Origin of the sequence: Aurantiacibacter sediminis (assembly GCF_016019885.1) — a bacterium.
In the GTDB taxonomy this organism is placed as follows: Bacteria; Pseudomonadota; Alphaproteobacteria; order Sphingomonadales; family Sphingomonadaceae; genus Alteraurantiacibacter; species Alteraurantiacibacter sediminis.
In genome coordinates this window covers 692,938-713,257 of the sequence record NZ_JAEANY010000001.1, presented here as the reverse complement: position 1 = coordinate 713,257, position 20,320 = coordinate 692,938, and the positions used below count along the sequence as shown (strand labels likewise).

Here is a 20,320-nt window from a genome sequence, read left to right as displayed (position 1 = left end):
GCTCGGGCGTTTAGTCGCGCCGTTCGTTCACCAATGCTTCGTCGGAACGTCGCTGACGAGGCCGATCATCCGGAACTTCGCGCCCTGTCGCACGCTCGAGAAAATCATCACTCGCTGCGGCAGGCGGCTTTTCTTCCGCCGGACGGTTGACCGAATTGTTTGATGGGCGATTGCCCGTAGTCACGCTGGGACGTTCGCCGCCGCGTTCTTGATCCATGCCACGCGGATCGAGTGGATCACGCGGCTCTCGCCTCTCGCCTTCCTGATCGAATTCGCCATTGCCGATCCGCTCGCTGCGCCCCGGCTCGACCAGATTGCCCTGCTCATCGATGTAATAGTAGTATTCGCCTTCTTCGCCGAAATAATATTCGTCATCGGGCTCAAGCTGCCAGTCCGGCAATTGCAAATCGGTGTCGAATTCCTCGACCGGCCGATCGCGCACGGCATAGCGCATATAGGATGCAAAGGCTCGCGCCGGAGCAGTGCCCCCGCCCAATCCGCCCACGCGGCCATTGTCGTCGCGCCCCATCCAGACACCGGTGGTGATCCCGCTGGAAAAACCAACGAAATAGCCGTCACGGTTCTCGCTTGTGGTTCCCGTCTTGCCTGCAACAGGGCGCCCGATTTGCGCCGCGCGGCCGGTGCCGGTGGCGACGGCCGTCTGCAGCAGATCCGTAATTCCGGCCGCGACGTAATCGGGGACCAGGCGATAGCTGCGCGCATTCTCATGCCGATACAACTCATCCCCATCAGCCGTCGTCACGCGCAAAATGCCATAGGGCTCGATAGATTCCCCGCCTGCAGATACCGCCGCAAACGCGCGCGTCATGTCAATCAACCGAACTTCGGATGAGCCGAGCACCATGGACGGGAATGTCGAAATTGGCGTCGTGATGCCAAACCGCCGCGCCATGCTGGCAACATTGGAAAAGCCCACTTCATTGCCGAGCTGCGCCGCGACCGTATTGGTCGAATAGGCAAAGGCGCTGCGTACGTCGATTTCGCCGACATTGCGCCCGTTGGAATTGCGCGGGGACCAGCCTTCGATAGTGACCGGTGTATCGACCACCATGTCATCCGGCGTATAGCCTGATTCCAGAGCGCTGAGATAGACGAACAGTTTGAAGGACGAGCCCGGCTGCCGCATCGCATCGGTGGCGCGGTTATAATTGCTGGTCACGTAATCGGTCCCGCCCACCAGCGCGAGAATGGCCCCGTCGCGGTCCAGGCTGACGAGCGCACCCTGCGCACTTTCCGGCACATTGCTCTGCACCGCCGTAGTTGCCGCGCGCTGCATTCCGACATCGAGCGTGGTCCAAACCTCGATCGGCTCGAACGTACCGCTCGGCAGCAACAGGTCGAGCTGCGGCAGCGCCCAGTCGGTGAAGTAGCGAATCGAATCCTGCCCGACTTCTTCGCGAAGATTTACCGCGTCGACATTCACCTGCCGCGCCACGGCCGGATCGAGATCGCCATACCGCACCATCTGCCCGATCACGACATTGGCGCGGCTGACCGCAGCATCAATGTCGGCAGTGGGCGAATAACGGCTGGGCGCTTTTACAAGGCCGGCGATAATGGCCGCTTCCTCGAGCGAAAGCTCACGCGCGGAATGGCTGAAGAATTTGCGACTGGCGGAATCGATGCCGTAAGCGCCGCCGCCGAAATACACCTTGTTGAGATACAGCTCGAGAATCTCATCCTTGGTGAAATTCCATTCCAGCGCCAGCGCCAGAATGGCTTCACGCACTTTGCGATCCATGGTGCGGTTGGAATTAAGAAAGACATTGCGCGCCAGCTGCTGCGAGATGGTAGAGGTTCCGCCGATACGGTCCTCCCCGAACACACCTTCGATGATCGCTCCTGTCGTGCGGATCGGGTCGATGCCGAAATGCGAATAGAAGCGGTGATCCTCCACACTGATCATCGCGTCTTTCATCACTTGCGGAATTTCATCGGCTTCCAGCCATTGTCCGTAGCTTGGCCCCAGTTCCACGATTTGCGAGCCATCGCGGGCGCGGACAAGGATGGTCTGCCCCGTCTGGCTTTGACGAAGCTCCGAATAGCTCGGCATGGATTGCGCCGCGAAATAGACAGAGGTGAAGAGCGCGATCGCGCCGATCAAGGCAATGGCGACACAGGCTATCGCGCCGCGCTTCGTCCACGTCCAAAGCGCCGACTTCCAGCCGCCAGCGCGCGCTTGACGCGCCTCTGCCGCTGCCTTGCGCGAACGGTAGCCTCTCTTCTTGGAGCCACTGCCCCTGCGTCTGGCCATCAGACCTTACATTCCCTCTTTGGGCGAAACGCTGCGTGCACGCAGCCACCCTTTATCCTCGCAACTCAGGATTATGCATAGGATAAATGTAACCCGGCGTGAACGCCTGACAGCGTTCAATCGCCCGCTTTTTCCTGCGGCTCGAAATCGAGCGAGGCGGAATTGATGCAATAGCGCAGGCCTTCCGGGCCGGGCCCATCGGGGAAGACGTGCCCCAAATGCCCTTCGCACCGCGCGCAGACCACTTCCGTGCGGACCATGCCGTGCGACATATCCTTGTTCAGCTCGACATTGTCCTGATCCGTCGGCGCCGTGAAACTCGGCCAGCCGGAGCCGCTATTGTACTTTGTGTCGGACGGAAAAAGCGGCAATCCGCAGGCGGCGCATTTGTACAGCCCTTCATCCTTGTTCTTTTCATACTTACCGGTGAAGGCACGCTCCGTGCCGCCTTCGCGCAGTATCTGATACTGCTCCGGCGTCAGTTTCTCGCGCCATTCGGCTTCGGTAAGGTTGAGTTTCTCGGTCATTTTTCTCCTTTCGCACGCCCATCCGGGCGCGCGTCCTCGGTGCTATTCGCTCCGGCGGGACTACGTTCCGCCTACGCGGCACCTGCGGGGGTTCGCGGTTGCTCGCTGTCGCTGACCTGCGGCCAGCGATACGAGAGCTTCATCTATATAGGAACGCGGAGCACGGGCGACTAGCCCGCAAGGCCGAACGGCCGCCCGCAGCGGGCGCGCAGCGTAGCGGAGCGCATCTAGCGAGGACGAAGCCGCGGATGCGGCTTCGCAAAACCAATCACGCATTCACATCCGCATATTGTCGCGTAGGCGGCAGGCCTTCCATTTTCTGGCGAAGCAACGGTGCGAAGCTGGGCCGGCTTTTCATGACGCGATACCAGCCATGCGCGCTGTCATGACCTTTCCAATCGATATCGCCGAAATAGTCGACCACGGAGATTTGCGCAGCAGCGGTGAAGTCCGCCAGGCTCAGCTGCGATCCGGCAAGCCAGCGGCGATTGTCGATCAGCCAGTCGATGTAATCGAGGTGATCGTGCAGCAGGCGCTGCGTATGGCGGAGTACCTTGCTGTCCGGCGATTGGCGCAGGACCAACCGCTTCTTCATCTTCTCGACGAGCAGCGGCCCGGTGATATCGCCGAAGAAGCTTTCATCGAACAACGCCACCAGCCGCCGGATTTCCGCTCGCGATCGCGCCGAACCGAGGATCAGCGGGCGATCGCTTTCGGTCTCGTCCAGATATTCGCAAATCGCCTGACTATCGATCAGCGCGAAATTCTTGGTCGGATCGTGCAGCACCGGCACCCGGCCTGCAGGGTTCAATTGGCGGAAATTCGGGTCCGCATCCCACGGGTAAAGCGGCACCAATTCATAGCCCAAACCCTTCTCACCCAGCGCGAGCTGAACCTTGCGGCTGAATGGACAGAGCGGGAAGTGATAGAGGTGCCACATATGTGACCATCGCTATTGCCCCATGCGTGGTTCCCGGTCCAGCGGGGAATTCCCGCTAAGTATCAAGCATGGAAAGGCACGCGGGCATGACATCGTCGAGCGTGTCATTGTCCCATAAATCCTGCGCTTCGGCGGAAAACAGCACGGTAAGCTGCTCGCGCGAAAGGCCCGCTTCATCCATCAGGCGCGCGCCTGCTCGCACAAAGAACTCGCTGCCGCTTTCGCGAATATCGGGATAGCGCAGCGCGGCGGCATTGCCGTTGGACTGCCCCTCAGCCACCAGAGCGAAGGCCGCCGAACAGCGCGCCAGCATCCGGTGCTCCAAAGACAGCTGAGGCAAATCCTCCTGCGCCGTGGCAGTCAGCGGTGAAACAGCAAGAACGAGCGAAGCAAGGATCGATAGCATGGCGGATATTATGACCTGCTGAGGATGAACGGCAAGTTCACGATCACGCGGCGTCCAATCTATTTCCATCGATTTGGGGAAATCGCTTGAAGGTGCAGCGTTGGGAGAGGATATGCGTTTCAAGGAGAAACCATGACTGATTACCCCACGCTTCACCTGCTTATCGATGGCGAACAGATCAGCGGCGATGGCCGCAAGACCGAAGATGTTATCAATCCTGCTACAGAGGACGTGCTTGGAACCTTGCCGCACGCGACGGCAGACGACCTCGACCGCGCACTCGAAGCAGCCGAGCGCGGGTTCAAGGAATGGCGCACGACGAGCGCGGACAAGCGCTGCGCGATCCTGACAAAAGCGGCAAATTTGCTGCGCGAACGGGCGAGCGATCTCGGCACGATCCTGACGATGGAACAGGGCAAGACGCTGGCCGAGGGGCGCGGCGAGTTCATGTATTCGGCCAATTTGCTGGAATTTTACGCGCAGGAAGCCAAGCGCACCTATGGCCGCACGCTGGTGCGCCCGGAAGGCAGCCGCGTGGAAGTGCAGTATCACCCCGTAGGCCCTGTCGCAGGCTTTGCCCCGTGGAATTTTCCCGCGATCAATGTGATGCGCAAGATCGGCGGCGCGCTTGCGGCGGGGTGCTCCACAATTGTCAAGCCGAGCGAGGAAACGCCCGCTTCGGGCATCGCCGTGGTGCAGGCACTGCTCGACTCAGGCGTGCCCGGCGGAGTGGTGCAATGCGTATTCGGTGTACCAAGCGATGTGAGCGAGCACCTGCTCGGCTCCCCCATCATCCGCAAGCTGACTTTCACCGGATCCACCCCCGTCGGCAAACATCTCGCCAAGCTCGCGGCAGAAGATCTCAAGATCACCACCATGGAATTGGGAGGCCACGGCCCCGTCCTGATTTTCAACGATACCGATATCGACAAGGCATTGGATACCATGGCCCCCGGCGCTTACCGCAATGCGGGCCAGGTCTGCGTCAGCCCCACACGCTTCCTCATCGAAGAGGATGTATTCGGCAAATTCCGCGATGGCTTTGTCGAGCGGGTCGGAAAAATGCAGGTTGGCAATGGCCTCGAAAAAGGCACGGACATGGGACCGATGGCCAATTCCCGCGGGCGCGAGAATGTCGGCAAGCTGATTGCACAGGCGCAGGATGCTGGCGGCGCGTTGCTTTCCGGCGGAGAGCGGATCGGCAATCAGGGCTTCTTTCACCAGCCCACGGTGCTCGCTGAAGTGCCCACCGATGCCGACATCATGAATGAAGAGCCTTTCGGCCCCGTCGCCATCCTCAATCCGATGGCAGGCGAACAGGCGATGATCGAAGAAGCGAACCGCCTTCCCTATGGCCTTGCCGCCTATGCGTGGACGAACGATCCCGCCCGCCGCCGCCGCCTTGCCGCCGAGGTCGAAGCAGGCATGCTCGCCATCAATGGCGGCAGCGTCTCGACCGTCGATGCGCCATTCGGCGGCGTCAAATGGTCGGGCTATGGCAGCGAAGACGGTCCCGAAGGCGTGCGCGCCTGCATGGTGCCCAAAACCGTTCACGAAGGCTGAGGAGAGACGCATGAAAACCCGTGCCGCGGTCGCATTTGCGCCGAAACAGCCGCTTGAGATTGTCGAGCTTGACCTCGAAGGGCCAAAGGCGGGCGAAGTGCTCGTTGAAATAATGGCAACGGGTATCTGCCATACCGACGCTTACACGCTCGATGGGTTGGACAGCGAGGGCCTGTTCCCGAGCGTGCTGGGCCATGAAGGTGCAGGCGTGGTGCGAGAAGTGGGCGCTGGCGTTACCAGCGTTGCGCCGGGCGACCATGTGATCCCGCTCTACACTCCTGAATGCCGCCAGTGCAAAATGTGCCTTTCGGGCAAGACGAACCTGTGCAGCGCCATCCGCGAAACGCAGGGCAAGGGACTGATGCCGGACGGCACCAGCCGCTTTTCGTACAAGGGCGAGACGATTTACCACTATATGGGATGTTCGACCTTTTCGAACTTCACCGTCCTGCCTGAAATCGCGGTCGCGAAAATCCGCGAGGATGCGCCGTTTGAGACCTCTTGCTATATCGGCTGCGGCGTGACCACCGGCGTTGGCGCGGTCACCAATACCGCGAAGGTGCAGCCCGGCGACAATGTCGTGGTGTTCGGACTTGGCGGGATCGGCCTCAATGTCATCCAGGGCGCGAAGATGGCGGGCGCGGACCGCATCGTTGGCGTCGATATCAATCCGGCGAAGAGGGAATGGGGCGAGAAATTCGGCATGACCGATTTCGTCAATCCAAAGGAAACGTCGGATGTGGTCGCGCACCTTGTCGACATGCTCGATGGCGGAGCGGACTACTCCTTCGACTGCACCGGCAATACCGATGTCATGCGCCAAGCGCTGGAATGCTGCCACAAGGGCTGGGGTACCAGCATCATCATCGGCGTGGCCGAGGCGGGCAAGGAAATTGCCACCCGCCCGTTCCAGCTGGTGACCGGCCGCAACTGGCGCGGCACCGCGTTCGGCGGAGCGAAAGGCCGGACCGACGTGCCCAAGATCGTCGACTGGTATATGAACGGCAAAATTGCCATCGACCCGATGATTACCCACACACTCACGCTGGACGAGATCAACAAAGGCTTCGACCTGATGCATTCGGGCGAAAGCATCCGCAGCGTGGTGGTGTATTAAATTGCTCGGGTTCGTAAGACTGATGGGCTTGTCAGCTACACTCGCATGCGTCGCCTGCGAGAGCACGGACGTTCGGTCTGACCTGGGATTCGACCCTTGCACAAGCCCCTTGGAAGCAGCTCAAGACGTTCGCATTTCAAACGTGTTGTTCTTTTTCGACCAGCACGGCCAGATGGCATTTTTCGAAAACTGCTCCGATTCCGTTTACGGGATCGACACCCCTTTCGAAATTAGAGACGACCCACTTTGGGAAGAGTTCTCTTCTTTCGCCCTCACCGAAATGCATTTTGATCGCCGGGCAGCGCGCTTGACGATACGGGCAGATTACGAGCCTTACTCTGCTAGAAGCGAACTTTATCCGGGAAAGATGACGATCCGCCAAATCGAGAGCTTTGAGCCGACAGAAACACGGCTTTTCGACCTCCGAGCATTTCAAAATCAAGATTAGGGAAAATACATGTTCAGTCACGTAATGATCGGCACGGACGATCTGGAAAAATCCGTAAAATTCTATGAGAAAGTTCTCGGCGTTTTGGGTGCCGGAGCACCGATGATGCATGAAAATGCCACCGGCCAGACCCGCGCCCTGTTCAATCATGACGGCTCCATTCTCATCCTCACCAACCCGATTAATGACGAGCCTGCCAGTTGCGCCAACGGCTCGACGATCGGCCTGCGCTGCAATTCGCCCGAGCAGGTGAAGGCGCTGCACGATGCGGCCGTAGCCGCTGGCGGCACGAGCATCGAAGACCCGCCCGGACCGCGCGATGGCGGAGCACTCGGCACTCTGCACCTGTGCTATTTCCGCGACCTGGATGGTCACAAGATCTGCGGCATCCACCGCGCCGGTTGATGCAACAGGTCTCCACCACCAGGAGCTTCGGCGGCGAGCAACAAGTCTGGCGGCATGACAGTGCCGCCACCGGCACGCCGATGACCTTTGCCATCTATATTCCCGATCACGAGGCAGGTGCGAAGCTGCCGGTGCTCTGGTGGCTGTCCGGCCTCACCTGCACGCATGAAAATGCGATGACGAAGGGGCATTACCAGCAGGCCTGCGCCGAGCATGGGATCGCCTTTATCTGTCCTGACACTTCTCCGCGTGGTGAGGATGTCCCGGACGACGAAACCTATGATTTCGGACAGGGCGCAGGCTTTTACGTCAACGCCACGCAAGACCCGTGGGCCAAGCATTTCCACATGCGCCGCTATGTGGAAGAGGAGCTCCCCGCGCTGGTCGCCGAGCATTTCCCTCTCGATATGGAGCGACAGGCGATCACCGGCCACTCGATGGGCGGGCATGGCGCGCTGACCGTGAGCTTACGCAATCAGGGCCGTTTCCGCTCGACCGGGGCATTCTCTCCCATCGTCTCACCGCTCAATTGCCCGTGGGGCGAAAAGGCGCTGGGCGGCTATCTGGGCGATGACCGGAGCGCATGGCGCGAATATGATGCCTGCGCGCTGATCGAAGAAGGCGCGCGGCTCGATCACCTGCGGGTCGAGCAAGGCATGGCGGATGATTTCCTGGTCGAGCAATTGAAGACCCATCTGCTTGCAGAAGCGTGCGAGAAAGCCGGTATGGAGGCCGATATCCGCCTGCACGACGGATACGACCATTCCTTTTTCTTCATCAGCACGTTCATCGCCGATCACATCGCGTGGCATGCCGAGCATCTGAAAGCCTGAGGCTTTTCGACACCAGGCTGAAACCATTCCGCAATTTCCGGCGAATATAAAGGAACTGCAACGGCAATTCCGCGCTGGAGTAATATGGATTTTACCGCGCCTTCATGGTTGCCCCTCGGCATCATAGAGGGATTGGCCGCGACGCCTTATGGCGACATCGCGGCTCCAGCCATGCTCGCGCTGATCGCCTTTGGCATCATGCTATTTTCCGTGCCTGGGGCGATGACGCCGACGGCATTTGTCTCCGGCCTGCTGTTCGGCATTGGCGGACTCTTTATAGTCCTTTTCGCCGCGCTGCTCGGCAGTCATGTGCTGTTCCTCGCTACACGCTACTGGCTCGGTGACCGGATGAAGATGCGGTTCGGCAAGCGGCTCGATCTTGTTTCCCAGCATCTGGGTAAACGCGGCCCCATTTACGTCGCCACCGCGCGCTTTGGCGGCGTTCCGCATCTGCTGATTACGGCAGGCGCTGCGCCCACGCCCATGACAGCGCGAGCCTTTGCAATCGCCAGCCTTGCCGGAATGCTGCCCGTCCTTACGATCGCTGCACTCGCGGGCAGCGGGCTGGCGATGCTCTAACGGCTCAGCCTGAAAACCGCATGTTCGGCGCGCCAATTGGCGTTTGATCCGCCAATTTCGCGGCCGCCGACGAAGAACCAGCTATCCTCGATAGCGATGCCCATCTCGTCGGCGAGATCCTCGAAATCGTGGATCGTCAGATGGTGGATATTCTTGGTCTCGTACCAAGTCACCGGCAGGTGCCGGACGACCGGCATCTTGCCGCCGAGCAGCAGCGCCATCCGCATGCGCCAATAGGCGAAATTGGGAAAGCTGACGAAAGCGGTGCGACCGATGCGCAGCAGCTGGTGGAGCAGGAAATCGGGCCGCTGCGCCGTCTGCAAAGTCTGGCTGAGGATCGCCACATCGAAAGCGGCATCGGGGTAATCCATGATGTCGCGATTGGCATCGCCCTGCACCACGCTCAGCCCGCGTGCGACGGCCTTTTCGACCTCTTCCGCCTCGATCTCGATCCCGCGCGCATCGACGCTCTTCGCGTCGCGCAATTCCGCCATCAGCGCGCCATCGCCGCAGCCGACGTCGAGCACGCGTGCACCCTGCGGCACATTGGCGGCGATCTTGGCGAGGTCGGGGCGCAAGGTGCTCATCCGATGAAGCCCTTCACCACGCGGTCGAGCGCGGGGACATCGAGCAGGAAGCTGTCGTGTCCGTATGGCGCAGAAAGCTCCACAAAGCTCACCGGCGCGGCGACGGCGTTCAGTGCGTGGACCACTTCGCGCATGTCGGCGGTAGTGTAGAGCCAGTCCGTGTCGAAGCTGACGAGGCAGAAGCGGGTGTCCTTCGCACCCGCAAGGGCATCGGCGAGCTTCCCGCCCGCTTCCTCTGCCAGGTCGAAATAATCCATCGCGCGGGTGATGTAGAGATAGCTGTTCGCATCGAAGCGATCGGTGAAAGTGATGCCTTGGTAGCGAAGGTAGCTTTCGACCTGGAAATCGGCGTCGAAGCCGAAGCTCTTGGCATCACGGTCCTGCAAGCGCCGCCCGAATTTCTCGGTCAGCCCCGCTTCGGAGAGATAGGTGATATGCGCCGCCATGCGCGCGACGGAGAGGCCCTTGTCAGGTGTCTCACCGCCGTAATAGGCCCCGCCCTGCCAATTGGGATCGGCCATGATCGCCTGCCGCCCCACTTCGTGAAAGGCGATATTCTGCGCGCTGTGCCGCGCGGTGGTCGCGATAGCGAGCACTCGGCTTGTCCGCTCCGGAAAGTTTGCCGCGCAGCTGAGCGCCTGCATCCCGCCCATCGATCCGCCGACAATTGCGTGGAGTTTTTCAATCCCCAGCACATCGAGCAGCGCCATCTGCGCGCGCACCATGTCGCGAATGGTGATGACCGGAAAGTCCATCCCATAGGGCGCGCCGCCGGGGCTAGTGCTCGCAGGCCCGGTGGAGCCCATGCAACTGCCCAGCACGTTGGCGCAGATCACATGGTAGCGGCTCGTATCGATCGGCTTGCCGGGGCCGACCATCCGTTCCCACCAGCCGGGCTTGCCCGTCACCGGATGCTCGCTCGCCACGAATTGGTCACCCGTCAGCGCGTGGAAGATCAGGATCGCATTCGCCTTGTCCTCCGCCAGATCGCCATGCGTTTCATAGGCAATTTCCACGCCCTCAAGCTCGCGCCCGCTATCGAGTGCGAGCGCTTTCGGCAGGGTCACCTTCTGAACGGAAAGGGCGGTCTGGCTGGCCATAATCAGAGAAAAAGCGACTTGGGCGAGGCCTTGCCTACTGTCAATCGAAGAGCAACGGCGTTATCGCCACGCGCATGACTGCGAAACGTCCAGAAATGAAGCCCTATGTCGCGCAGATCCATGCCTATGTGCCGGGCAAAAGCTCGGGCAAGGACGGCAAGCCGCTGGTGAAGCTTTCGGCGAATGAAAATCCGCTCGGCTCCTCTGCGGCTGCGCTGGAAGCGCGCGCTGCGGCGCCCCTGCCCAATGCCTATCCGGACCCGGATGCGCGCGAATTGCGGGAGGCGCTGGGCGAATTGCACGGCCTTGATCCGGCGCGCATCGTCTGCGGAACGGGTTCCGACGAGCTGCTGAACCTTGCCGCGCAAGCCTATGCCGGCGCGGGCGATGAAGTGATGTTCAGCCGCTTCAGCTTCGCGGTTTACGATATCGCCGCCAAGCGCTGCGGCGCGACGCCGGTGGAAGTAAACGACACCGACTACACCGCCGATGTCGACAAGCTGCTGGCGGCGGTGACCGACAAAACGCGCGTTGTCTTTATCGCCAATCCCAACAACCCTACCGGCACATATCTGCCAGCCAACGAGATCGCGCGCCTCCATGCAGGCCTTCCCGCCGATGTGCTGCTGGTAGTCGATCAGGCTTATGCCGAATATCTTGAGCCGGGGGAGGATGATGGCGGAATGGCGCTCGCAGCCGCCCATGAAAACGTGCTGGTCACCCGCACTTTTTCCAAGATTTACGGGCTGGCGGGCGAGCGGATTGGCTGGGCGACCGGCGCGCCGCATATAATCGACGCACTCAATCGCATCCGCGGTCCGTTCAACGTGACATTGGCGGGCCAGTCGGCTGCGGTGGCTGCGGTGGCGGATCAGGACTTCGTTGCGCGAAGCCGTGATCATAACAATGCCGAACTTGCACGCTTTGAAAAGCGTATCGCGGCGCTGGGCAATCACGGTCTTACGGCTATTCCGAGCAAGGCGAATTTCTCGCTGGTGCGCTTCTCGGGAGAAGTAACCGCAGAACAGGCGCTACACGCCATTGCCGATGCCGGTTACGCTGTGCGGCACTTGCCCGGGCAGGGACTTGGCGATTGCCTGCGCATCACTATTGGCAAGCGAGAGGATATGGACCGGATCGCCGATGTGCTTGCAGAGCTAACGGGCGAGGCGAATGGCGTTTCGTAACGTCGCGATTATCGGACTGGGGCTGCTCGGCAGCTCGCTCGGCCTTGCGGTGCGCAAGCATCTGCCCGATGTACACACAACTGGTTTCGATGCCGATCCTGCGGTGCGGGAAAAAGCCCGCGAGCTGGGCCTTTGCCACGCGATTGCTGACGATCCGGCAGCGGCGGTGCGCAGTGCTGACCTCGTGGTTTTGTGCGTGCCTGTTGGGGCGATGCGCGCGGCGGCCACGGCCATCGCACCCGGCCTCGCTCCCGATGCCGTGATCAGCGATGTCGGTTCTTCCAAGCAGCGCGTCGCCCATGCGCTTGCGGAAACTCTGCCCGATCATACTATCATTCCAGCCCACCCTGTTGCAGGCACCGAGCAATCCGGCCCCGAAGCGGGCTTTGCCAGCCTGTTCGAAAAGCGCTGGTGCATCATCACTCCCCCCGATGGTGTGGATGCGAGCAAGCTGGAGGCGCTCGGCGATTTCTGGCGCAGGCTCGGCTCAACGGTCGAGATCATGGATGCCGAGCACCACGACATGGTGCTCGCGGTGACCAGCCACATACCCCACCTCATCGCCTACACCATCGTGGGCACGGCGAGCGATCTTGAGGATGTGACCCGCAGCGAGGTCATCAAATATTCCGCCGGTGGCTTCCGCGATTTTACCCGTATCGCCGCCAGCGATCCGACCATGTGGCGCGATGTCTTCCTGCACAACAAGGATGCCGTGCTGGAAATGATGGACCGGTTCCTTGGCGATCTGGGCGCGATGCGCGATGCCATCGAAGCCGCAGATGGCGATGCCATGTTCGACCTGTTCAGCCGCACCCGCGCGATCCGCCGGGGCATTCTCGAACAGGGACAGGATGATGCGCGGCCCGACTTTGGCCGTGAACACAGTTAGGCCGGAAACACGATTAGGAGAGAGCGATGAGCGAGCATACTTCCATTACGCAGGATGGCGGCATCCTCACCCTCACCATGAACCGGCCGGACAAGAAAAACGCGCTGACCGATGCCATGTATGGCGCGATGGCAGATGCGATTGAGGGCGCGCAGGACGACAAGGCGGTGCGCGTCATCGTGATCCGCGGGCATGGCGAAATGTTCTGCGCGGGCAATGACATCGGTGATTTCATGGTCGCGGCGAGCGGCGGCGACATCACCAGGGCCAACGTGTTCCGCTTCATTCGCCTGCTCGGCACGAGTACCAAGCCGCTGGTGGCAGGCGTGCAGGGCCGCGCTGTCGGCATCGGCACCACGATGCTGCTTCATTGCGATTACGTCGTGCTGGCTGACGATGCGAAGCTGACTGCACCTTTCGCCACGCTCGGCCTCGTTCCGGAAGCCGCATCGAGCAAATTGCTTCCTTCGGCCATTGGCCACCAGCGAGCCTTTGCCATGATGGCGATGGGCGAAGCGATTGCGGCTGAGGAAGCGCTGGCCAGCGGGCTTGCCAATGCGATCGTTCCAGTCGAAGGCCTGAACGACGCAGTCGGCGATGCCGCGCAGCGCATCGCTGCCCTTCCGCCCGGCGCGGTGCAGGCGAGCAAGGCATTGATGCGCGATCGCGAGACGATCGCCGAGACCATGGAGACCGAGATTGCGATCTTCGCTCAGCGCCTGCAAAGCGAGGAAGCGCGCGAGGCTTTCACCGCCTTCATGCAGAAGCGGGCGCCCGATTTCTCGCGCTCTTAGCTGCGCAGCCTACCCGGTCGCCTCGCCAGAGTCGCGCTGCTCGTCATTTTCGTGGGCAATGATTTCCATTGCTTCGGGCAGAGCCGTGGTCAGCTCTTCCAGCTTGGTGCGGCAGCAATCGTAATCATTTTTATAAAGGCAATCGAGCGCAGCCGCGAGCTTGCGATCGACCGCTTTGAGCATCTGCCGGCAATTGTTGGCGGAATGCCGATATTGGTTGAGCAATTCGTTGTCGTTCACGCGGACTTCCCTGATTGCGTGCGCGTGCATCTCACCCGGTGATTTGCCCGCTGTGATGTGAGGTAGAATGCACAAAGGCGCGATTCTGATCCCGCCGCGCAAAATCAGGGGATGTCAGACCAGCTTTCAATGCCCACCTCTACGCGGGCGAGCCAAAGTGCAAACTCGCGCCTGAGTTCGCGTTTTTCACGGAAGAACGCTGCATCGGAGCCGCTCCAGCGACGGCAGATTGTGAGGATGATCGGGTCAGGTGCTGGACCATATCGTTCTACATATGCAGCCATTGCCCTGTCGAAGCGATATCCGAAATAGCGCTGAAAATCGCGTTCAGCGGCCTGACCTAGCCCCCTGTCGCACTGCTGGCTGCCCCGCGCTGCATAACTCCCATAGTAGAAGTCGGCAGGATAGGTATCCGCTCCGAGGAACAACGGCTCCACAGGTTCGCTCACCTGATGCGCACACCCTGCGAGCAGAAAGGGCACGATAAGAGCCAGCCAAGATCTCATGCCTGCGGATCCACGCCGCGCTTCCACGCCATCAGGTTCGGCCGGAATTCCTGCTTCAACGCATCATGCTGGTTGAGCGTGCGGCATTGCACGACGATGCGCGCGCGGCCGGGTTTGGAGCGATTAGGAATAATCTCCTCAATCCACGTCAGCAGCCGCAGCCGATCGCCAGGGCGCGTAGGCTCCGGCCAGCGCAGATCGCCGCCCGCGCCGATCGTCCCATTGGCGAAAGGCACCGATTCCACCATCAGCCGCATGGTAACAGCCGCCGTGTGCCAGCCGCTCGCGGCGAGCCCGCCGAAGAAGGTCTCCTGCGCTGCCTCGGGGTCGGTATGAAAGACCTGCGGATCGTAATCGCGCGCAAAGGCGGTGATCCGATCCTCGGTCATTTCATATTCGCTGCTTTCGAATGTGTCGCCAACCGACAGATCGTCGAGATAAAGCTGGCTCACCGCTATTATTCCGCCGGTTCGGGAATCTTCGCTGCATGCTCCAGCGTGGCAAGGAAGCGTTCTGCATCAAGAGCCGCCATGCAGCCTGTGCCCGCAGCGGTCACTGCCTGGCGGTAGGTATGGTCCATCACATCGCCGCAAGCGAACACGCCGGGGATTTCAGTCTTGGGCGTACCGGGTTCGACCAGCAAATATCCGCCATCGTCCATCGGCAATTTGCCTTTGAACAGCTCGGTTGCAGGCGCGTGGCCGATGGCGACGAAGGCACCGTCCACCTCGAGCGTTGAGAGCTCGCCGGTCTGCGTGTCGCGCAGTTCGAGGTGGTGCAGCTTGCCGTCCTCACCTTCGACAAAACGCTCGACCGTCTTGTTCCACAAGGGCGTGATCTTCTCGCTGGCGAAAAGGCGGTCCTGCAGGATCTTTTCGCTGCGCAGCTCATCGCGGCGGTGGATCAACGTCACATCATCCGAATGGTTGGTGAGGTAGAGCGCCTCTTCAACCGCCGTGTTTCCGCCGCCGATTACCGCGACCTTTTTGCCGCGATAGAAAAAGCCATCGCATGTGGCGCAGGCGGACACGCCCTTGCCGCCCAGTTCCTGCTCGCCCGGCACGCCGAGCCACTTGGCCTGCGCGCCCGTGGCGATCACCAGTACATCGCCGATATATTCATCGCCGCTGTCACCGATTGCCTTGAACGGCGATCCGCCTTCCAGATCGACTTCGACAATCGTGTCCCACATCATCCGGGTGCCGACATGTTCGGCCTGCTTCTGCATCTGCTCCATCAACCACGGGCCCTGGATCACATCTTCAAAGCCGGGATAATTCTCGACATCGGTGGTGATCGTTAGCTGGCCGCCGGGCTGCAGGCCCTGCACCACGATCGGCTCCATCCCGGCGCGCGCGCCATAGATGGCGGCGGAATAGCCTGCCGGGCCGGAGCCGACGATGAGCATGCGGGTTTTGTGCGTAGTCATATCTGTCTCGAATCGGTTTTCGTGTTCGCTACGGAGGTAAGGCCCCCCTCCTCTCGCTTCAAGCGAGCGACCGGTTTCTCCCCAAGGAGGAATTGGGCTGCATTGGTATCAAGTGATACTATAGGCGGTCACACTGGCCTTTGATTGGCGGCGCGGCTGATCTATTCGGGCTGCAAGGAGAGCGCGTTGAGCATCAAGCGGACAATCGAAAACGGTATCGAGACTTTCGAGGCGGAGCTCGATGGTGAGCGGATCGTGTGGGATCGCGGCCTCACCTATGCCGATCATTTGCAGACCGACCCGCTATTGAGTGCGCAGGTGCCGATGAGCGGCAAGCATGATGAAATGCTGTTCATCATCATGCACCAGACGATGGAATTGTGGATCAAGCTGCAGATCCATGAGTGCAAGCAGGCGATGGCGCAAATTCGTGCGGACGAGCTTCCGCAAGCCTCGCGCACGCTCGATCGCATCGCCACGATCATGCAACACATGATCCATTCGTGGGAAGTGCTCGCAACGCTCAGCCCGTCCGAATTCATGACCTTTCGCGGATATTTGGGCAAAGCTTCTGGCTTCCAGTCTCACCAGTACCGCGAATTGGAATTCCGCCTTGGCCTGAAGCGGCCCGAGCTGATTACCATCCATATGGATGATCCGGAACGCACCGCCGCGCTGGAAGAGGCCCTCGCCGCCCCATCGCTTTATGACGAGATGCTCTACCTCCTCGATCGCCGCGGATATGAAATTCCTAAGGAAGTGATCGGGCGCGACCTGACCAAGCCATACGAATCCGATCGCACGATCGAAAATGCGTGGCTGGAGATTTACTCCAACCCGCAGGAGCATTGGGAGCTTTACGCGCTGGCAGAAAAGGTCACCTCGCTCGAATACTACTTCCAGGAATGGCGCTTCAAACACATGAAGACGGTATCGCGCGTGATCGGCCACCGGCATGGCACCGGCGGTTCGGCAGGAGTGAAGTATCTGGTGAAAGCGCTGGAACTGCGCTTCTTCCCCGAACTTTGGTCGATGCGCACGCGGATGGAAGCGGACAAGCCTGAAGGTGGAAGCCACGGCGGCGGGCATGCCGAAGGCTGCCCCGTATGAGCGATCCACGCATCTGGGACATCTCGCAGCGCCTCAGCAGCAACACGCCGCTGTGGCCGGGTGAGCCGGAGCTGAAAGTCAGCCGGCATGCCAGCATTTCGGCCGAATGTCCGGTGAATATCGGTGCAATTTCCTTGCCCCTGCATTCGGGCACCCATGCCGATGCGCCCCTGCATTACAGCAGTGATGGCGTCGCGAGCGCGGACAGTCCGCTGGAGCCCTATTTGGGGCGCTGCATGGTGGTCGATGCACGCGCGAGCGGTGCGCGGATCGAGATGCAGGACTGCGATTGGAGCGAGATCGAAGGCGAAGAGCGCGTGCTCTTCCGTACCTACGGAAAATTCCCGCACGATGCGTGGGACGAGAATTTCACCGCCGTCGCACCCGATGTGATTGCCCGCCTGCGCGATGCCGGCGCGCTGCTGATCGGGATCGATACGCCTTCGCTCGATCCGCAGAATTCAAAGACGATGGATGCGCATCACGAAGTTTTGCAAGGCGACATGCGCATTCTCGAAGGCCTTGTGCTCGACGATGTTGCACCGGGCGCTTACGAGCTGATCGCGCTGCCACTCGCCATCGAGGGTGCCGATGCCAGCCCGGTGCGCGCCATCCTGAGGGAATTGCCATAATGGACGCTATTTTCGACAAAGCCGATTCGCTCGATGCGTCCGATCCGCTTCGCGCTTTCCGCGACGAATTCGCGCTGCGCGACGGACTAATATACCTTGATGGCAATTCGCTGGGCGCCATGCCCAAGCGCACACCGGCGCGCATGGATCGCACGATCCAGCAGGAATGGCGCGAGGGGCTGATCACCAGCTGGAATGCGGCGGACTGGGTCAATGCCCCGCGGCGGATTGGCGACAAGATCGCGCCGATTATCGGTGCAGGCGAAGGCGAAGTGGTGGTCACCGATTCCACCTCGATCAATATCTTCAAGGCGCTGACAGCGGCGCTTTCGCTCCAGCCGGAGCGTTCGATCCTGCTGACCGAGACGACCAATTTCCCGACCGATCACTACATGATGCAGGGCATCACGGCCTTTTCAGGCGGCAGGATCGAAACACGTTCCGCCGCGCCGGAGGATGTGCTCGATCACCTGAGCGATAATGTCGCGGTGCTGCTGCTGACCCATGTGCATTACAAGACCGGCCGGATGCGCGACATGGCGGCGGTAACGGCAAAAGCGCAAGAGCACGGCGTGCTCGTCGTCTGGGATCTGAGCCATAGCGCGGGCGCAGTGGAGCTGGCTCTGGGCGCGGCAAATGTCGATTTCGCGGTCGGCTGCGGCTACAAATTCCTGAATGGAGGCCCCGGTGCGCCAGCTTTTCTGTATGCGGCCAAGCGCCACCATGAAGCCATGCCGGTGTTGGCCGGATGGTTCGGCCACGCCCGCCCCTTCGCGTTCGAGGAAGAATACGAGGCAGCGGATAATATCGAGCGGTTCCTGTGCGGCACGCCGGGCATTCTCGGCATGGCGGCGCTGGAGGAAGGCGTAGAACTGATGCTGCGCGCCGATATGGCCGAAGTGCGACGCAAGTCTGCTGCACTGGGTGATTTATTCATCGAATGCATGGATGGCTGGGCGGGTGACCACAGCTTCACTCTCGTCAGTCCGCGCGATGCGGGCCAGCGCGGAAGCCATGTCTCTTATTCCCACAAAGATGGCTACGCGATGATGCAGGCCTTGAAGGCACGCGACGTGATCGGTGATTTCCGCGAGCCCGATGTCATGCGCTTCGGGCTCACGCCGCTTTACCTCTCCTACCGCGACATGGTGGAGGCGGCGGCGCGGCTGCGGTCGATTTGCGAGAGCCGCGAATGGGACAGACCCGAATATAAAGAGCGCGCAGCCGTTACCTGACCGCGCGCTCCTTATCGATATCCGGCAGAATCAGGCAGCAAGCTTCTCGGCTTTGGCCTTTGCCTCTGCAATCTTCTCTTCACGCCCTTCGCCCATAATGCCATCGGCGGCGACCATTTCGACATCGGTGATGCCGAGGAAGCCGAGGAAGAATTTGAGCCACGGGGTCATGTGATCGTAGTCGCTACCCACCGGCGTGCCGCCCGATGCGACGGCGATATAGGCTTTCTTGCCTTCAAGCTTACCCTTGGGACCTTCGGGCGTATATTCGAAAGTGGTGCCGGCCCGGGCGACGAGATCTGCCCATGCCTTTACCGTTGCGGGCACGGAGAAATTATAAATCGGCACGCCCAGTACAATGGTGTCCGCAGCCTGCAATTCTTCGATCAGCGTGTCTGCAATCGCGGCGAGTTCCTGCTGCTCTGGCGTACGTTCGGCGTAGGGTGACAAATTGGCCGCAAAGCGATCTGCGTCGACGAAGGGAATATCGTTTTTCGAAAGGTCGCGTTCGGTGACGGTAACATCGCCCTGCTCTTTCGAACCGGCGACGATGCGGTTGCTGAGATCACGGCTGACGGAATCGTCTCCATGAATGCTGGCGGTGATGTGGAGGATATGAGTCATGGTCTGGCCTTTCGGAACTGGCTTTGAAGGGGTGGCCCCTTCCGCCTGAGGGGGAGGGAGGGGAATGGGAAAGGGGCCGGGGTTTACGCCGCGTCGACGAGGACGAGTTCGCTGTCCTCAAGCGCGGTAATGATGACGCTGTCGCGCTGGGTGATCGCCACACCGTCGCGCGCTTTCGCTTCGACATCCTCCACTTTCACCTTGCCGGTGGCAGGGACGAGATAGAGGTGACGCGAGGCATCGCGCGGCGTGTAGGTGACGCTTTCGCCCGCCTTTACCGTTGCGCCGAGCACGCGCGCATCGGTGCGGATCGGCAAGGCATCATCGTCATTAGCGACACCGCTGGCGAGCGGAATGAACTGGCCGGCGCGATCATCCTTCGGGAATTTGCGCGCACCCCAGCTCGGCTCTCCGCCGCGCTCTGACGGGATGATCCAGAGCTGGAAGAGCGTCGTTTCCTCGTCTTCCATATTGTACTCTGAATGCTGCACGCCATTGCCAGCACTCATCACCTGTACGTCGCCCGCTTCGGTGCGGCCTTCATTGCCCATGGAGTCGCGATGCGTGATCGCGCCTTTGCGGACATAGGTGATGATTTCCATGTCGCTGTGCGGATGCGTGGGGAAGCCGGTGTTCGGAGCGATCGTGTCATCGTTCCACACCCGCAGCGCACCCCAATGCACACGTGAGGGGTCATGGTAATTGGCAAAGGAAAAGTGGTGGTTCGCCTGCAGCCAGCCGTGATTGGCCGAGCCAAGGCTTTCGAAGGGACGCAGTTCGATCATCGCAATTCTCCTGGTTGGAGTGTCTTTCAATGACGCCGAGATAGGCCTTGCCGTTCCATCTGATAACTGCGATAAAACGCACCCTAATGTTCAGGAAATCCGAATA

24 protein-coding genes are annotated in these 20,320 nt (G+C 60.7%); 12 read left to right on the top strand and 12 right to left on the bottom strand.

Annotation, left to right across the window (positions count from 1 at the left end; genetic code table 11):
* Positions 1-10: 10 nt before the first annotated feature.
* The 4 genes from I5L03_RS03705 to I5L03_RS03690 all read right to left on the bottom strand — a co-directional run bounded on the left by I5L03_RS03705 (position 11) and on the right by I5L03_RS03690 (position 4,148).
* Positions 11-2,275, bottom strand: a complete 2,265-nt coding sequence (locus I5L03_RS03705) for a transglycosylase domain-containing protein (RefSeq protein WP_197920329.1) — start codon at positions 2,273-2,275, stop codon at positions 11-13.
* A gap of 116 nt (positions 2,276-2,391) precedes the next feature.
* Positions 2,392-2,802 carry a peptide-methionine (R)-S-oxide reductase MsrB gene (msrB, locus tag I5L03_RS03700; RefSeq protein ID WP_197920328.1) on the bottom strand — a complete coding sequence of 137 codons (411 nt, stop codon included), beginning with the start codon at positions 2,800-2,802 and terminating at the stop codon, positions 2,392-2,394.
* Between the two features lie 268 nt (positions 2,803-3,070).
* Positions 3,071-3,742, bottom strand: a complete 672-nt coding sequence (locus I5L03_RS03695) for a glutathione S-transferase family protein (RefSeq protein WP_197920327.1) — start codon at positions 3,740-3,742, stop codon at positions 3,071-3,073.
* Positions 3,743-3,797: 55 nt separating this feature from the next.
* Positions 3,798-4,148, bottom strand: coding sequence for a hypothetical protein (locus I5L03_RS03690; RefSeq protein ID WP_234035006.1), 351 nt, complete (start codon positions 4,146-4,148; stop codon positions 3,798-3,800).
* A gap of 132 nt (positions 4,149-4,280) precedes the next feature.
* Here I5L03_RS03690 and I5L03_RS03685 point away from each other — a divergent pair, with 132 nt between their 5' ends.
* The 6 genes from I5L03_RS03685 to I5L03_RS03660 all read left to right on the top strand — a co-directional run bounded on the left by I5L03_RS03685 (position 4,281) and on the right by I5L03_RS03660 (position 9,093).
* The gene (locus tag I5L03_RS03685; protein ID WP_197920325.1) at positions 4,281-5,711 is read left to right on the top strand and encodes an NAD-dependent succinate-semialdehyde dehydrogenase; all 1,431 of its coding nucleotides are present in this window, start codon (positions 4,281-4,283) and stop codon (positions 5,709-5,711) included.
* Between the two features lie 10 nt (positions 5,712-5,721).
* Complete coding sequence (locus I5L03_RS03680) at positions 5,722-6,828, top strand: S-(hydroxymethyl)glutathione dehydrogenase/class III alcohol dehydrogenase (protein ID WP_197920324.1); 1,107 nt, start codon at positions 5,722-5,724, stop codon at positions 6,826-6,828.
* A 109-nt stretch (positions 6,829-6,937) separates the two neighbouring features.
* Entirely contained in the window at positions 6,938-7,276 is a 339-nt protein-coding gene (locus I5L03_RS03675) for a hypothetical protein (protein WP_197920323.1), read from the top strand.
* Between the two features lie 9 nt (positions 7,277-7,285).
* Positions 7,286-7,681, top strand: coding sequence for a VOC family protein (locus I5L03_RS03670; protein WP_197920322.1), 396 nt, complete (start codon positions 7,286-7,288; stop codon positions 7,679-7,681).
* Entirely contained in the window at positions 7,681-8,514 is an 834-nt protein-coding gene (gene fghA, locus I5L03_RS03665) for an S-formylglutathione hydrolase (protein WP_197920321.1), read from the top strand. Before I5L03_RS03670 ends, fghA begins: the two co-directional genes overlap by 1 nt.
* Before the next feature lie 84 nt (positions 8,515-8,598).
* Positions 8,599-9,093, top strand: coding sequence for a VTT domain-containing protein (locus tag I5L03_RS03660; RefSeq protein ID WP_197920320.1), 495 nt, complete (start codon positions 8,599-8,601; stop codon positions 9,091-9,093).
* Here I5L03_RS03660 and metW read toward each other — a convergent pair.
* Together metW and metX are read right to left on the bottom strand one after the other, a co-directional pair.
* Complete coding sequence (metW, locus tag I5L03_RS03655; protein WP_197920319.1) at positions 9,090-9,680, bottom strand: methionine biosynthesis protein MetW; 591 nt, start codon at positions 9,678-9,680, stop codon at positions 9,090-9,092. The two genes, I5L03_RS03660 and metW, sit on opposite strands and share 4 nt — an antisense overlap.
* Positions 9,677-10,780: a homoserine O-acetyltransferase MetX gene (gene metX, locus I5L03_RS03650; protein WP_197920318.1), complete on the bottom strand. Its 1,104-nt coding sequence runs from the start codon at positions 10,778-10,780 to the stop codon at positions 9,677-9,679. The genes metW and metX overlap by 4 nt, the downstream gene beginning before the upstream one ends.
* Positions 10,781-10,854: 74 nt before the next feature.
* On the opposite strand from metX, the gene hisC reads away from it, so the two are divergent.
* From hisC to I5L03_RS03635, 3 genes are read left to right on the top strand one after another with little or no spacing between them, the layout of a single operon-like run.
* Positions 10,855-11,967, top strand: a complete 1,113-nt coding sequence (gene hisC, locus I5L03_RS03645) for a histidinol-phosphate transaminase (RefSeq protein ID WP_197920317.1) — start codon at positions 10,855-10,857, stop codon at positions 11,965-11,967.
* On the top strand, positions 11,954-12,859 hold the full coding sequence (locus tag I5L03_RS03640; RefSeq protein ID WP_197920316.1) for a prephenate/arogenate dehydrogenase family protein: 906 nt from the start codon (positions 11,954-11,956) through the stop codon (positions 12,857-12,859). Before hisC ends, I5L03_RS03640 begins: the two co-directional genes overlap by 14 nt.
* A gap of 26 nt (positions 12,860-12,885) precedes the next feature.
* The gene (locus I5L03_RS03635; RefSeq protein ID WP_197920315.1) at positions 12,886-13,653 is read left to right on the top strand and encodes an enoyl-CoA hydratase; all 768 of its coding nucleotides are present in this window, start codon (positions 12,886-12,888) and stop codon (positions 13,651-13,653) included.
* 9 nt (positions 13,654-13,662) lie between these two features.
* Here the strand turns inward: I5L03_RS03635 and I5L03_RS03630 are convergent, their stop codons facing one another.
* The 4 genes from I5L03_RS03630 to trxB form a co-directional block, all read right to left on the bottom strand.
* Entirely contained in the window at positions 13,663-13,893 is a 231-nt protein-coding gene (locus tag I5L03_RS03630; protein WP_197920314.1) for a hypothetical protein, read from the bottom strand.
* Positions 13,894-13,997: 104 nt separating this feature from the next.
* Positions 13,998-14,399, bottom strand: a complete 402-nt coding sequence (locus I5L03_RS03625) for a hypothetical protein (RefSeq protein WP_197920313.1) — start codon at positions 14,397-14,399, stop codon at positions 13,998-14,000.
* Positions 14,396-14,851: a MaoC family dehydratase gene (locus I5L03_RS03620; RefSeq protein WP_197920312.1), complete on the bottom strand. Its 456-nt coding sequence runs from the start codon at positions 14,849-14,851 to the stop codon at positions 14,396-14,398. Before I5L03_RS03620 ends, I5L03_RS03625 begins: the two co-directional genes overlap by 4 nt.
* Before the next feature lie 5 nt (positions 14,852-14,856).
* The gene (gene trxB / locus I5L03_RS03615) at positions 14,857-15,828 is read right to left on the bottom strand and encodes a thioredoxin-disulfide reductase (RefSeq protein ID WP_197920311.1); all 972 of its coding nucleotides are present in this window, start codon (positions 15,826-15,828) and stop codon (positions 14,857-14,859) included.
* Positions 15,829-16,014: 186 nt separating this feature from the next.
* On the opposite strand from trxB, the gene I5L03_RS03610 reads away from it, so the two are divergent.
* From I5L03_RS03610 to kynU, 3 genes are read left to right on the top strand one after another with little or no spacing between them, the layout of a single operon-like run.
* The gene (locus I5L03_RS03610) at positions 16,015-16,938 is read left to right on the top strand and encodes a tryptophan 2,3-dioxygenase (protein WP_199803177.1); all 924 of its coding nucleotides are present in this window, start codon (positions 16,015-16,017) and stop codon (positions 16,936-16,938) included.
* Positions 16,935-17,570, top strand: a complete 636-nt coding sequence (gene kynB / locus I5L03_RS03605) for an arylformamidase (RefSeq protein WP_197920310.1) — start codon at positions 16,935-16,937, stop codon at positions 17,568-17,570. Before I5L03_RS03610 ends, kynB begins: the two co-directional genes overlap by 4 nt.
* The gene (kynU, locus tag I5L03_RS03600) at positions 17,570-18,805 is read left to right on the top strand and encodes a kynureninase (protein ID WP_197920309.1); all 1,236 of its coding nucleotides are present in this window, start codon (positions 17,570-17,572) and stop codon (positions 18,803-18,805) included. The genes kynB and kynU overlap by 1 nt, the downstream gene beginning before the upstream one ends.
* A 30-nt stretch (positions 18,806-18,835) precedes the next feature.
* Here kynU and I5L03_RS03595 read toward each other — a convergent pair whose 3' ends face one another.
* Both I5L03_RS03595 and I5L03_RS03590 read right to left on the bottom strand, forming a co-directional pair.
* Positions 18,836-19,429 (bottom strand): FMN-dependent NADH-azoreductase, encoded by a 594-nt coding sequence (locus I5L03_RS03595; RefSeq protein ID WP_197920308.1) that lies wholly within the window; start codon positions 19,427-19,429, stop codon positions 18,836-18,838.
* 83 nt (positions 19,430-19,512) lie between these two features.
* Positions 19,513-20,214 (bottom strand): pirin family protein, encoded by a 702-nt coding sequence (locus I5L03_RS03590; protein ID WP_197920307.1) that lies wholly within the window; start codon positions 20,212-20,214, stop codon positions 19,513-19,515.
* Between the last annotated feature and the right edge of the window lie 106 nt (positions 20,215-20,320).

Coding starts and splice junctions, on each gene's coding strand:
- I5L03_RS03595 (WP_197920308.1), bottom strand. CDS start 19,429: ATGACTCATATCCTCCACATCACCGCCAGCATTCATGGAGACGATTCC.
- I5L03_RS03680 (WP_197920324.1), top strand. CDS start 5,722: ATGAAAACCCGTGCCGCGGTCGCATTTGCGCCGAAACAGCCGCTTGAG.
- I5L03_RS03625 (WP_197920313.1), bottom strand. CDS start 14,399: ATGAGATCTTGGCTGGCTCTTATCGTGCCCTTTCTGCTCGCAGGGTGT.
- metX (WP_197920318.1), bottom strand. CDS start 10,780: ATGGCCAGCCAGACCGCCCTTTCCGTTCAGAAGGTGACCCTGCCGAAA.
- I5L03_RS03660 (WP_197920320.1), top strand. CDS start 8,599: ATGGATTTTACCGCGCCTTCATGGTTGCCCCTCGGCATCATAGAGGGA.
- fghA (WP_197920321.1), top strand. CDS start 7,681: ATGCAACAGGTCTCCACCACCAGGAGCTTCGGCGGCGAGCAACAAGTC.
- trxB (WP_197920311.1), bottom strand. CDS start 15,828: ATGACTACGCACAAAACCCGCATGCTCATCGTCGGCTCCGGCCCGGCA.
- msrB (WP_197920328.1), bottom strand. CDS start 2,802: ATGACCGAGAAACTCAACCTTACCGAAGCCGAATGGCGCGAGAAACTG.
- I5L03_RS03670 (WP_197920322.1), top strand. CDS start 7,286: ATGTTCAGTCACGTAATGATCGGCACGGACGATCTGGAAAAATCCGTA.
- I5L03_RS03590 (WP_197920307.1), bottom strand. CDS start 20,214: ATGATCGAACTGCGTCCCTTCGAAAGCCTTGGCTCGGCCAATCACGGC.
- I5L03_RS03695 (WP_197920327.1), bottom strand. CDS start 3,742: ATGTGGCACCTCTATCACTTCCCGCTCTGTCCATTCAGCCGCAAGGTT.
- kynB (WP_197920310.1), top strand. CDS start 16,935: ATGAGCGATCCACGCATCTGGGACATCTCGCAGCGCCTCAGCAGCAAC.
- I5L03_RS03685 (WP_197920325.1), top strand. CDS start 4,281: ATGACTGATTACCCCACGCTTCACCTGCTTATCGATGGCGAACAGATC.
- metW (WP_197920319.1), bottom strand. CDS start 9,680: ATGAGCACCTTGCGCCCCGACCTCGCCAAGATCGCCGCCAATGTGCCG.
- kynU (WP_197920309.1), top strand. CDS start 17,570: ATGGACGCTATTTTCGACAAAGCCGATTCGCTCGATGCGTCCGATCCG.
- I5L03_RS03640 (WP_197920316.1), top strand. CDS start 11,954: ATGGCGTTTCGTAACGTCGCGATTATCGGACTGGGGCTGCTCGGCAGC.
- I5L03_RS03705 (WP_197920329.1), bottom strand. CDS start 2,275: ATGGCCAGACGCAGGGGCAGTGGCTCCAAGAAGAGAGGCTACCGTTCG.
- I5L03_RS03690 (WP_234035006.1), bottom strand. CDS start 4,148: ATGCTATCGATCCTTGCTTCGCTCGTTCTTGCTGTTTCACCGCTGACT.
- hisC (WP_197920317.1), top strand. CDS start 10,855: ATGACTGCGAAACGTCCAGAAATGAAGCCCTATGTCGCGCAGATCCAT.
- I5L03_RS03635 (WP_197920315.1), top strand. CDS start 12,886: ATGAGCGAGCATACTTCCATTACGCAGGATGGCGGCATCCTCACCCTC.